The following is a 10729-nucleotide window of genomic DNA, read 5'->3' as shown; positions in this document are numbered from 1 at the left end:
CACGCGCCTCGGCCACTGCTTCGGCGAAATTGCCGAACAACACGGTCACCAGCAGGATCGCGGTCACTGCCATGCCGAAGCCCAGCGGCGCATTGCCGGTCAGTGTGACGATGGCCGCGACGATCGTGCCAGCCATCACCACCGCCATCACCGGGCTGCGCACCAGGTGCATCGGCGAAAGCTTGCGTACTGCTTCGACCAGCGCACGGCGCAGGCCGGCGCCATCAAGCAGCGCAGGGCGCGGGGCAAGGGAACTACGGGTGGAACTTGCGTGGGTACTCATCGGGGTGTCCTTAGTGCAGTCCCAGGCTGAGGTGGTCGGCGATCGGGCCGAGTACCAGCGCCGGCATGAACTGCAGCACGGTCAGGATGACGATCACCGAGACCAGGGTCAGGGCGAAGGTCGGGGTTTCGATCTGCAGGCTGCCGGCAGACTCCGGCGCCTGGCGCTTGGCGGCCAGCTGTGCGGCCACCACCAGCGGGATGATCAGCAGCGGGAAGCGGCCCAGCAGCAGCACCAGCGAGCAGCTCAGGTTCCACCACAGCGTGGCGTCGCCCAGCCCCTCGAAGCCCGAGCCGTTGTTGGCGTAGGCCGAGACGTACTCGTAGAACACCTGGCTGATGCCATGGAAGCCCGGGTTGGAGGTAGCGGCCAGCCCGGGCACGGCCAGGGTGATCGCGGTGAACACCAGCAGGGTGATCGGCTGCAGCAGCACCAGCAGGGCCAGCAGGCGTACCTGTGGCGTCTCCAGCTTGCGGCCGAACAGTTCCGGCGTACGTCCGGTCATCAACCCGGCCAGGAACACGCCCAGCAGCAGGTACACGATGAACTGCTGCAGGCCACAGCCTATGCCGCCCCAGATCGCGCTGACCAGCATGTTGACCATCGCGATGCCGCCACTCAGCGGCGCCAGCGAGTCATGCATGCCGTTGACCGACCCGTTGGAGACCTGGGTGGTCACCGCCGCCCACAGCGCCGTGCCGTCGGCGCCGAAGCGCACCTCCTTGCCTTCCATCAGCAGCGGCGTGGCGGCGCTGGCACTGTGCCCTTCGCTCCACACCATCGCGCCGGTGGACAGCAGCGACATGCCCAGCATGCAGCTGAACACCAGGGCGCCGAACCGGCGCCGGCCGGTGAACGCACCGATCATGAAGATCACCGCCATCGGCACCAGCAGGATGCCGACGATCTCCAGCGCGTTCGACAGCGGGGTCGGGTTCTCCAGCGGGAAGCTGCTGTTCGGGCCGTACCAGCCGCCACCGTTGGCGCCCAGCTGCTTGGCCGCGACCATCGCCGCCACCGGACCCAGCGGCAGTTTCTGTCCGGTCATGCCGGCGCTGGCATCGATCGGCGTGGCCTGCGGGCCACCGGCCATCGTCGACGGCACGCCCTGGCTGGTCAGCAGCAGGGTCCACACCAGGCACAGCGGCAACAGGAAGCGCACGCACAGGCGGACCACGTCCACGTAGTAGTTGCCCACCGCCACCTGGCGGTCGTCGCCGGCACCGGTGGCCGCCGCAGCCTGCGGCGCACGCGAGAACAACGCGCGCAGCGTGGCCACAGCCAGCGCCAGGCCCATCATCGGTGTCACCACCTGCAGGCCGGTGATGCCGGTCATCTGTGAGAGGTAGGACAGCTGGGCCTGGCCCGAATAGTGCTGCTGGTTGGTGTTGGTCAGGAACGAGATCATCGTGTGCAGCGCGGTGTCCCAGCGCATGTTCGGGATCTGGTCCGGGTTCAACGGCAACCAGGCCTGGGTCATGAACACCGCCTGGGTCAGTACGGCGATCACTACGTTGCTCAGCACGAAGGCCAGCACGTAGCCGCGCCAGGACATCGCGCGCGAGGGATCGACGCCGAACACCTTGTACAACGGCTTTTCGATCCAGTTGAACAGCACGTCGGCCTTCATCGGCGTGCCGCGCATCACGCGTGCCAGGTACAGGCCCAGCGGCCACGCGAGCAACAGGCTGGCGGCAATAATCACAAGCATCTCGGTCATGGCAGGCTCCGCTCAGAACGACTCGGGCCGCAGCACGACATAAAGGAGATAGGCGGCGGCGACCAGCACCAGCACGCCACACAACAACGACAGCCAGGGGGACATTGCAATAGCGTCCTGGTGGAACCCCTCCACCTCAGGCCGTCATCGTCGTCCTGCCGCCCATAAACGCACTACGCGCCGGACCGTGCCGACGCGTAAAGAGTGCATAAATTCCGTGGGCCAAGCCGTAACCAGGCGCCGCCCACTGTAGAGCCGGGCCCATGCTGGGCTGCTCTTTCCCAAGGCCACGTGGAGCCGAGCATGGGCTCGACCCTACAAGCGAATCACGGCGCCTGGCTCGCTGGCGCCACGCCCTTCAGCTCGCGGTAGCGCTGCAGCGTGCTGTCGATCTCGGCCTTCAGCGCCTGCTGCTGCTGCAGGAACCCGGCCTGCAGGCGCTGCTGCGCCCGCAACTGCACGTGCCGCTGACGGATCGCCTCGGCCTGCTTGTCGGCCACCTTGCCACCGGCCAGTTCTCGGTCGCCAGCGGCCGACAACAGCGCCACCAGCGATTCGCGCAGGCTGGTGACGTTGTACTCGGCGGTCTTCAGGTTGTTGTCGAGCACTTCCTGGCGCTCGGCGAACACCCGGCGCAGGTCGTCCTCGCTGCCATAGGTGGACAGCATCGCCTGTTCGGTGCGCTGGCGGGTCTGCTCGGCCATCAGGTCCAGCTGCTGCTGCTGCGCCTCGGTGCTGGCCGCGGCGCGCTCTTCGTCGGTCAACGCGCGCTGGACCTGCGCATTGCGCAGGCCGCTCTTCGCGTTGAACTCCTCGCGGGCGTGATTGACCGCATCGGCTGGCAGCGAATCGCTGCAGATCCGCTCCTTGCCCTCGTTCCAGCAATACAGCTTCTTCTCCACTTTGCCGCCGTCGCGCGACTGCGCCGGCACGGTGGACGGCACGGCCAGCAGCAGGCCGGCAAAGAGAACGGCAGGAACTCGGGACATGACCTTTCCCCTGGGTCGGTCAGCGGATCGAACGGACGCCGTACTGGGCCCGGTAGGCTTCCAGCGGCTGGCGGTAACCCACAAGTTCCGGGTTGCCGGAGGCGAAATCAAGCAGATCGGCCAGCGACGCCACGGCGATCACCGGAATCCCGGCCTCTTCGGCCACCGACTGCGCCGCCGAGCGGCGGTCGGTTTCCGAGGCGATCTCCTGGCGGTCCAGGGCTACCACGATGCCGGCCGGGGTGCCGCCGGCAGCGCGGATGATGCCCAGCGCTTCGCGGATCGCGGTACCGGCGGTGATCACGTCGTCGACGATCAGCACGCGCTTGCCATTCATGTCGGCGCCGATCAGCTGGCCGCCTTCGCCGTGGTCCTTGGCTTCCTTGCGGTTGAACGACAGCGGCAGGTCGCGGCCGCGCTGGGCCAGCTCGCAGGCCATCGCGGTGGCCAGCGGAATGCCCTTGTAGGCCGGGCCGAACACCACGTCGTACTTGATCCCGCTGGCATCGATGGCATCGGCATAGCAGGCGCCGAGCTGGGACAGCAGCGAACCGGAGTCGAAACGGCCGGCGTTGAAGAAATAGGGGCTCAGCCGGCCGGACTTGAGGGTGAACTGGCCGAAGCGCAGGGCGTCGGCGGTCAGGGCCAGCTGCAGGAAACGGTGGCGGTGGTCGCTCATCAAAACTCGATTCATCTTCATTTGGAGCACAAATCCTAATCCAGCTGGGCGTTTCGCGCTCGTCCGGCCCCGCGTGAAGGCTGTCGCGGCGCTGCCTGGCGGACTGCGCAGCCCTACGGGCAACCGGTATGCTTGCCCGGTTTCCCGCCGCAGGTCCCCGCATGCGCATCATCAGTTTCAACGCCAATGGCATCCGTTCCGCCGCGACCAAGGGCTTCCTGGACTGGTTCCGTGCCCAGGACGCCGACGTCCTGTGCATCCAGGAAACCAAGGCCCAGGAAGACCAGCTGACCGACCCGATGTTCCGTCCGGATGGCCATCACTGCTTCTACCGCGACGCCATCACCAAGAAGGGCTACAGCGGTGTGGCGATCTACAGCAAGCGCGAGCCGGACCAGGTCATCACCTCGCTGGGCTGGGCCCCGTTCGACGACGAAGGCCGCTACATCGAGGCGCGCTACGGCAATCTCAGCGTGGTCTCTTTCTATATTCCCTCCGGCAGCTCGGGTGACCTGCGCCAGGGCTTCAAGTTCGAAGTGATGGAATGGCTGCGCCCGATCCTGGAGGAGTGGGCGCGCAGCGGCCGCGAATACGTGCTGTGCGGCGACTGGAACATCGTGCGTTCGGCGCTGGACATCAAGAACTGGAAGTCCAACCAGAAGAATTCCGGCTGCCTGCCGGAGGAGCGCGACTGGCTCAACGCCCTCTGCGCCGACCATGGCCAGGCCACCGATGTCGCCGCCGGCCGCGGTTGGGCCGATGCCTACCGCCTGCTCAATCCCACCGGCGAGGATTACACCTGGTGGAGCAACCGCGGCGCCGCCCGCGCCAACAACGTCGGTTGGCGCATCGACTACCAGTTCATCACGCCGGGCCTGCGCGACAAACTGCGTAGCTGTTCGATCTACCGCGACGAGCGCTTCTCCGACCACGCCCCGTTCACCGTGGACTACGACCTGTGACCGAGGCCGCCACGCCGGTTAGCTACAAGGGTTGGGCAGGCATCAAGCGCGCCTTCGGTACCCCGTCGGCGCTGACCATGGCCATGCTTGGCTTCGGCAGTGGCCTGCCGTTCCTGCTGATCGCTTCGCAGACGCTGTCCACGCGCCTGCGCGACGTCGGCCTGGACCTGGGCAGCATCGGCCTGATCAGCCTGGCCAGCTTCTTCTACCTGCTCAAGTTCCTGTGGGCGCCGCTGCTGGACCGCTATGCATTTCCGCTGCTGGGCGCGCTCGGCCGCCGCCGTTCGTGGCTGCTGGTATCGCAGGTGCTGGTGCTGGTCGGCCTGGTCGCACTGGCCTTCGTGCGGCCGGAAGAGGGCGTCTGGCCACTGGTGATGTGGGTGCTGGTGGCGTCGTTCGCTGGCGCCACCCAGGACTCGGCGGTCGATGCCTACCGTATCGAGATCGCTCCGCAGACCGCGCAGGCCGCGCTGGCGGCCACCTATACGCTGGGCTACCGGATCGGCCTGATCCTGGCCGGTGCCGGCGCGCTGTACCTGGCGCAGTTCGAAGGCTGGATCGTCGCCTACCTGGCGATGGCCGCGCTGATGCTGCTGCCGATCGTCACTACCCTGCTGTGCGCCGAACCGGAGCGCCCGGCCACGGCGGTGCAGCGTCGCATCGATATCGCCGAAGCCTTCGTCCAGCCCATCTCCAGCTTCTTCAGCCGTAATGGCGTGGCGTTGGCACTGGTGCTGCTGGCCTTCGTCGGCCTGTTCAAGTTCCCCGATCAGGTGATCGGCGTGATGGCCGGGCCGTTCTATCTCGATTCGGGGTTCGACAAGGCCGACATCGCCACCGTGTCCAAGCTGTTCGGTGTATGGATGGGGATCGGCGGTGCGTTCCTGGGGGGTATTGCGGTGGCCGCATTCGGCTTCCGGCGCATGCTGCTGGTGGCCGCACTGGGCGTGGCGATGTCCAACCTCGCCTTCCTGCTGATGGCGCACAACCCAGGCAAGCTGTGGGCGTTCTATGCCGCGCTCAGTGCCGACAACCTGTTCCAGGGGTTCGCCGGCACCGTGCTGGTGGCCTTCATGTCGTCGCTGACCGACCGCAACTTCACCGCCACGCAGTACGCGTTGCTGGTATCGCTGGCCAACCTGCCGGGCAAGTTCATCGGCGGTGTCTCCGGATACATCGTTGAGGCGACGTCCTACAGCACGTTCTTCATCCTCAGCTCGGTCACTGTGGTGCCGACCCTGCTGCTGCTGGCCTGGCTGTGGCCGCGGATCGCCGACCGCGGGCCGCCACCGGTCGCCTGATTGCCTGCCCGCCCGGACTGCGGGATCATCGCCCCCGACGCGCCGAGGGGGCGGTGCCTTGCGAACGGGGAAGTGAGCATGGCCGACGTTGTGCTGCGGGACCTGGACCCGCTGCTGCTGGAACGTATCCGACGTGTCGCGGTCGCCCGCGGCTGGACCCATGAACAGACCTGCGCCGCGTTGTTGGAGCAGGGCCTGTTCAGCAGTGAACTGGAGGTCCGCTCCGGTTTCGGCGATCCCGAAGTGGACGCCCTCTCCGATGCGATCGCCGCCCTGCAGGCCTTGCCCGCAGGGCAGGGCTTCGATTAGCGGCTTTGTAGAGCCGAGCCCACGCTCGGCTGCCCGGTGAATCCACGCCATGCGTGGATGGCGCCACCTCACGCCAGGTGGACTGCCCCCAGGATCCGCGGCCCCTTGGCTCCGGTCACGCTCGGCAGGTTGCCGCCCAGCCCGTCCATCGTCCGCTGCGCCAGCCAGGCGAATCCCATCGCCTCCACGTACTCCGGGTCCAGCCCATGCACCGCGCTGGACTCCACCTGCACCTCCGGCAGCCGCGCCGCCAGCCGCTTCATCAGCTGCCGGTTGCGCACCCCGCCGCCACAGACCAGCAGGCGCCGGGTCTGCGGCTGCTGCGCCAGCAGCGCATCGGCCACGGTTGCCACAGTGAGCTCCAGCAGCGTGGCCTGCACATCGGCAGCGGCATATTCGCCTTCCCCCATGTGCGCCTCGGCCCAGGCCAGGTGGAACTGCTCGCGCCCGGTGCTCTTCGGCGGCGGCAGCGCGAACCACGGGTCCGAACGCCAGCCGGCCAGCAGGCCCTCGTCCACCGCGCCACTGGCGGCATACGCGCCATCGGCATCGAAGGTACGGCCGGTGTGGCGCTGGCACCAGGCATCCATCAGCGCGTTGGCCGGGCCGGTATCGAAGCCGCGCACCGCGCCTTCGCGCGGGATCAGGGTCAGGTTGGCGATGCCGCCCAGGTTGAGCACCGCGCGGTCTTCATCGGCGGCACCCAGCATGCCCAGGTGGAAAGCCGGCATCAGCGGCGCACCATGCCCCCCGGCCGCTACGTCGCGACGGCGGAAGTCGGATACTGTGGTGATTCCGGTCAGTTCGGCGATGCGGTTGCCGTCGCCCAGCTGCACAGTGAACGCTGGATCGGCCAGCGGGCGGTGTCGCACGGTCTGGCCGTGCGAGCCGATCGCGCGTACCTGGCTGCGGTCCACGCCGGCTTCGGCCAGCAGCTGGTTGGCGGCCTCGGCGAAGTTGATCGCAATCCGCGCGTCCAGTTCGCCCAGCTCCTCCAGCGAATCCAACGGGCCACCTTCGCCCAGCGCCACCAGCCGCGCGCGCAGCACCGGTTCCCAGCGTGCGGTCAGGCCGTGCACGAAGCGGCAGCCACCGCCCGCGGGAAACTGCACCAGCGCGGCGTCGATGCCGTCGGCGCTGGTGCCCGACATCAGGCCAAGATACAGGGGGGCGTCAGCGTCGGCAGTAGTGTTCATGGCAGGCACAAAAAAAGGACGCGGCAAGCTTGGGCTGCCGCGTCCTTCCTCGTCAACGCAGGGGCTCAGCCGCGCTTGCGGCCGGTCGCCTGCTTGTCCTTGGCGCTGGCCACCTCGGCGGCGGCCTCGTCGCGGCTGGTCGGTGCCGGGCTGGCATCGGCGTAGATCAGCTTCTCCATGCCCTGGATGCGGGCCATCGCTGGCGCGGTCTGCGCGCGGAAGGCGACCAGCTCGGCGCCCTTCAGCGGCTCCGGCGGCGGCATGGTCACGGTCAGCGGGTTGCGGTGTTCGCCGTTGACCCGGAATTCGTAGTGCAGGTGCGGCCCGGTCGCCAGGCCGGTCGAGCCGACATAGCCGATCACCGTGCCCTGGGCCACGCGCTGGCCGGTCCTGATGTTCGCAAAGCGCGACATGTGGCCGTACAGGGTGGTGTGGCCTCGACCGTGGTCGAGGATCACCACATTGCCGTAGCCGCGCTGCACGCCCGCGAACTGCACGCGGGCATCGCCGGCGGCCATGATCGGCGTGCCGGTACGCGCGGCGTAGTCCACGCCCTTGTGCATGCGCATCTTGCCTAGCACCGGGTGCTTGCGTGCGCCGAAGGTCGAGCTCAGCCGCGCGAACGGGATCGGCATGCGGATGAAGCTCTTCTTCAACGAACGGCCGTTGATGTCGTAGTACTCGGACTTGCCGTTGCGGTCGAAGCGGAAGCCGGAATAGGTCTTGCCCCCGGTGGTGAAGGTCGCCGCCAGGATCTTGCTGGTGTCCACCTTCTCGCCTTCGCGCCAGGTCTCGTCCATCACCACGCTGAAGCGGTCGCCCGGCTGCAGGTCCTTGGAGAAGTCGATGTCGTACTTGAAGATGTCGTCGGTCATCGTCGCGATCGCCGACGGCGACAGCCCGGCCCGGCGGGCGGCGGCATACAGCGAACTGGTGATCTCGCCGCTGGTGACCACGGTACGCGTGGAAGTCTCGCGCCGCGTCACCTTCTCCTTGATGTCATCGCCGGCCAGGCTCAGTTCCACCCGGTTGTCGGCGTCGCGATCGAAGCGGATGCTGCGCAGGTCGCCGGACAGCGGCATGTCGAAGGCGATCTCGGCGCCGGGGCGCAGCTTGGTCAGCGCCTCGCGCGCACCGGGGTGCTCCAGCACCCGGTGCAGGGTGGTGGCCGGAATGCCGGCTTTGTCGAACAGGTCGCTCAGGGTCTGGCCGCGCTGGATGCGCAGCACCTGCCAGCTGTCGCCCGGCACCTGCTGCTGGCGGGCCATGGTCAACGGCGGCAGCGGCAGCGCCAGGCTGGTGTGGCTGTCCGCGTAAGGCGCATCAATGGTGTGCGAGAAACCGGGGACGATCGTCGCCACCAGGGCGCCGATGGTCGCAAACAGGCTGGCGTGCATCCAATGGCGGCGGGTCCAGCGCTCATTGAAGGCGGCGGGAAGGTGTTGCCTGAGCTTCCGATGCAGGGCGTTGTCGTGCAGGACGTGAAGGCGTTCCTGGAAGCGCTGCTTGCGTGCGCGCCCTTGTTCGGAATTGTGCATCGGCGGTTTTTTCCTGGCGGCCCGGGAGCGCGGGCCTGATCGCCGGTTACCATAGACACCTGAGAAAACCGCGTCAAACCCTTGTGCCCATTGGCTTTTGTGAAGCCAATCGGGTTAACTTTGCTTTAACACCCCACACAAGAATCGGCGTTGCCGGGAGTAGTCACGTGTCCTCGATTGAAGAAGCCCTTGCCCTGATCGGCCGCGGTGCCGACGAGATCCTCAAGCTCGAGGATCTGCGTGCGCGCCTGCAGGAAGGCCGCCCGCTGCGGATCAAGGCCGGCTTCGACCCCACTGCGCCCGACCTGCACCTGGGCCACACGGTGCTGCTGAACAAGATGCGCCAGTTCCAGGACCTCGGCCACCAGGTCATTTTCCTGATCGGCGACTTCACCGGCATGATCGGCGATCCCTCGGGCAAGAGCCTGACCCGCAAGCCGCTCAGCCGCGATGACGTGCTGGCCAACGCCCGTACCTACGAGGAACAGGTGTTCAAGGTGCTCGACCGCAGCCGTACCGAAGTCCGCTTCAACTCGGAGTGGTTCGGCAAGATGGGCGCGGCCGACATGATCCGCCTGGCCGGCCAGCACACCGTGGCACGCATGCTCGAGCGCGACGACTTCGCCAAGCGCTATGCCGCCCAGCAGTCCATCGCCATCCATGAGTTCCTGTACCCGCTGGTGCAGGGCTACGACTCGGTGGCCCTGGAGGCCGACGTCGAGCTGGGCGGTACCGACCAGAAGTTCAACCTGCTGATGGGCCGTGGCCTGCAGGAACACCATGGCCAGAAGCCGCAGGTGGTGCTGACCATGCCGCTGCTGGAAGGCCTGGATGGCGTCAACAAGATGTCCAAGTCGCTGGGCAACTACATTGGTATCAGCGAGCCGGCCATCGACATCGTCACCAAGACCATGAAGGTGGACGACACCCTGATGTGGCGCTGGATCGAGCTGCTGTCCTTCGACATCAGCCAGGCCGAGGCCGTGCAGCTGCGCGAGCAGGTGGCCAATGGCGGCCTGAACCCGCGCGTGGTCAAGCTGCGCCTGGCGCGTGAGCTGGCGACCCGTTTCCACGACGCCGTGGCGGCAGAGCAGGCGATTGCCGGCTGGGAGGCGGCGGTGACCGGGCAGGGCGACATCACCCAGTTGCCGCTGCAGGATGTGGCGATCCCGGCCGAAGGCCTGCGTATTGCCGCGTTGCTGACGGCGGCCGGCCTGACCCCGAGCAACTCCGAAGCCAACCGCAAGCTCAAGGAGCGCGCGGTGAAGGTGGACGGTGAAGTGGTCGAAGACGGCCAGCAGGTGCTGCAGCCGGGCTTCGAAGGCCTGCTGCAGGTCGGCAAGCGCACCTTCGCCCGCGTGCGCCTGGTCGCTGGCTGAGAAGAAGGAAGGGCCGGCGCCAGCCGGCCCTTCCTTTTGCTCTTGTAGAGCCGAAGGCAACGGCAGGAGCCGTTGCCTTCGTCGCGTGCGACGGCCCGTAGGGGCCGGGCAGGACGCCCGGCATAGCCACGCTCGGCTGCTCTTCACGGGATCCTCCCGCGGCGCGGCGCATGAACCGATGCAACATCCGGTGAAAAAAATCGCCACACCCCCTTCACAAATGATCGGAATGGGGACATACTTCTCCTCCCCCGTCGCAGGGGTCGCCACCAAGGGGCTTCAGCGACAGCAGGGCGCCCACCACCGCCGAACGAGATGATCGAACGAAGGTGTTGACGGACTGAAAAAGTCTGGCATAATGGGCGGCTCGCTA

Annotated in this window: 10 protein-coding genes and 1 pseudogene; 4 read left to right on the top strand and 7 right to left on the bottom strand. The window is 67.2% G+C overall.

The genetic code is table 11. From position 1 onward, the window contains the following. The 5 genes and pseudogenes from N5E02_RS18255 to pyrE form a co-directional block, all read right to left on the bottom strand. Window positions 1–283: pseudogene (locus tag N5E02_RS18255) on the bottom strand (potassium-transporting ATPase subunit B); the annotation flags it as partial. 10 nt (window positions 284–293) lie between these two features. Beyond that, window positions 294–2003: a potassium-transporting ATPase subunit KdpA gene (gene kdpA / locus N5E02_RS18250; protein ID WP_053500329.1), complete on the bottom strand. Its 1710-nt coding sequence runs from the start codon at window positions 2001–2003 to the stop codon at window positions 294–296. A 12-nt stretch (window positions 2004–2015) separates the two neighbouring features. Then, complete coding sequence (locus N5E02_RS18245) at window positions 2016–2108, bottom strand: potassium-transporting ATPase subunit F (protein WP_005407770.1); 93 nt, start codon at window positions 2106–2108, stop codon at window positions 2016–2018. 221 nt (window positions 2109–2329) lie between these two features. Then, entirely contained in the window at window positions 2330–2992 is a 663-nt protein-coding gene (locus N5E02_RS18240) for a hypothetical protein (protein ID WP_005420473.1), read from the bottom strand. Between the two features lie 19 nt (window positions 2993–3011). Then, window positions 3012–3671 carry an orotate phosphoribosyltransferase gene (gene pyrE, locus N5E02_RS18235; protein WP_005420471.1) on the bottom strand — a complete coding sequence of 220 codons (660 nt, stop codon included), beginning with the start codon at window positions 3669–3671 and terminating at the stop codon, window positions 3012–3014. A 161-nt stretch (window positions 3672–3832) separates the two neighbouring features. Here pyrE and N5E02_RS18230 point away from each other — a divergent pair, with 161 nt between their 5' ends. From N5E02_RS18230 to N5E02_RS18220, 3 genes are all read left to right on the top strand, one after another. Then, window positions 3833–4633, top strand: a complete 801-nt coding sequence (locus tag N5E02_RS18230) for an exodeoxyribonuclease III (RefSeq protein WP_111200524.1) — start codon at window positions 3833–3835, stop codon at window positions 4631–4633. Then, window positions 4630–5934 carry an MFS transporter gene (locus N5E02_RS18225; RefSeq protein WP_049413991.1) on the top strand — a complete coding sequence of 435 codons (1305 nt, stop codon included), beginning with the start codon at window positions 4630–4632 and terminating at the stop codon, window positions 5932–5934. The genes N5E02_RS18230 and N5E02_RS18225 overlap by 4 nt, the downstream gene beginning before the upstream one ends. A 78-nt stretch (window positions 5935–6012) precedes the next feature. Next, window positions 6013–6243, top strand: a complete 231-nt coding sequence (locus tag N5E02_RS18220; RefSeq protein WP_005420465.1) for a hypothetical protein — start codon at window positions 6013–6015, stop codon at window positions 6241–6243. 68 nt (window positions 6244–6311) lie between these two features. On the opposite strand, the gene N5E02_RS18215 is transcribed toward N5E02_RS18220, so the two are convergent. Both N5E02_RS18215 and N5E02_RS18210 read right to left on the bottom strand, forming a co-directional pair. Further along, entirely contained in the window at window positions 6312–7439 is a 1128-nt protein-coding gene (locus tag N5E02_RS18215) for an anhydro-N-acetylmuramic acid kinase (RefSeq protein ID WP_279946578.1), read from the bottom strand. Between the two features lie 65 nt (window positions 7440–7504). After that, window positions 7505–8977 (bottom strand): peptidoglycan DD-metalloendopeptidase family protein, encoded by a 1473-nt coding sequence (locus N5E02_RS18210; protein WP_053500323.1) that lies wholly within the window; start codon window positions 8975–8977, stop codon window positions 7505–7507. 167 nt (window positions 8978–9144) lie between these two features. On the opposite strand from N5E02_RS18210, the gene tyrS reads away from it, so the two are divergent. Continuing rightward, entirely contained in the window at window positions 9145–10356 is a 1212-nt protein-coding gene (gene tyrS, locus N5E02_RS18205; protein WP_005420460.1) for a tyrosine--tRNA ligase, read from the top strand. The last annotated feature ends 373 nt before the right edge of the window (window positions 10357–10729 follow it).

The organism is Stenotrophomonas sp. GD03777, from assembly GCF_029842485.1.
GTDB lineage: Bacteria > Pseudomonadota > Gammaproteobacteria > Xanthomonadales > Xanthomonadaceae > Stenotrophomonas > Stenotrophomonas sepilia.
Note: the sequence above shows the minus strand (reverse complement) of the source record. Positions and strands in the feature narration are given on the sequence as shown.